This window comes from Burkholderia sp. Se-20373 (genome assembly GCF_017104705.1).
GTDB lineage: Bacteria > Pseudomonadota > Gammaproteobacteria > Burkholderiales > Burkholderiaceae > Burkholderia.
Genome location: NZ_JAAGPH010000353.1, coordinates 1 through 1122 on the forward strand (window position 1 = coordinate 1; position 1122 = coordinate 1122).

The window sequence follows — 1122 nt, forward strand, 5'->3', positions numbered from 1 at the left end:
GGCTGACGCGCCGCGACGCGTACGCGGGCGAGCGCCGCAAGCGGCTGCCGTTGCCGGGCTATCCGTTCGAGCGCACGCGCCACTGGCTGCCGGCCCGGCAGGGCGGCCCCATCGAGCGCACGCAGCCGCAGGCGCCGGCCGTTGCACCGGTTGCCGCACCGGTTGCGGTCGACATCCCGCGCGCCGCAGCGGTCGAAACCGACGACGTGCGGCATGCGCTGACGCGTATCTGGACGGAATGTCTCGGCCATGAGCGGATCACGCCGACCGACGATTTCTTCGCGCTGGGCGGCGATTCGCTGCTGGCCGGGCGCGTGCTCGTGCGGATTCACGAGCGGCTGAATGCGGAGCTGACGCTCGAGGCGTTCTTCAGTGCGCCGACGATCGACGGGCTGGCCTGCGCGATTCGCATGCAGGCCGAACCCGCGCAGCCCGCCGAGCGGGCGGCAACGACGCCGGATGGCCTGCCGGCCGCCGGGCCGCGCCGCGCGCCGATGTCGTTCCAGCAGCGCCGGCTGTGGACGCTCGAACGGCTCGGCATGGGCGGTTCGGTCTTCCACCTGCCGCAATGCCTGCATCTGCACGGCGACGTCGACCGCGCCGCGCTGCACGCGGCGCTCGGCGGGCTGGTCGCGCGCCATCCGGTGTTGCGCACGTCGTTTCACGAGGGGCCGGACGGCGGCGGCGAGCAGCACGTGCATGCCGACGCGGCGGTCGCGCTGTCGATCCATGCGTACACCGGCGACACGGACGGCACGGACGATGCGCTGCGCGCGTTCGTCGCGCAGCATCGCGACGCGCTGCGGGCGGAGCCGTTCGATCTCGCGCGGCCGCCGCTGTTCCGTGCGCGGCTGCTCGAACTCGGGCCGCGCCGCGCGTGCCTGTTGATGTCGTTCCATCACATCGTCGTCGATGGCTGGTCGTTCCGGCTGATCGCGCAGGATCTCGCGTCGCTGTACGGCGCGGCCAGCCAGGGGCGCGCGCCGGACGCCGCGCCGCCCGCGTGGGACTACGCGGACTACAGCGAGGAGCAGGCGGCACGGTTTGCCGCCGGGCACGACGCGGCGCGCGAGGCGTTCTGGGCGCACCTGGATGGCGCGCCGGTGCTCGACCTCGGCGGCG

Annotated in this window: 1 protein-coding gene; it reads left to right on the forward strand. The window is 74.0% G+C overall.

Annotation, left to right across the window (positions count from 1 at the left end; genetic code table 11):
* Nucleotides 1-1122: condensation domain-containing protein (locus G3N96_RS38720; RefSeq protein WP_241023043.1), on the forward strand; the 1122-nt coding region annotated here is incomplete at both ends.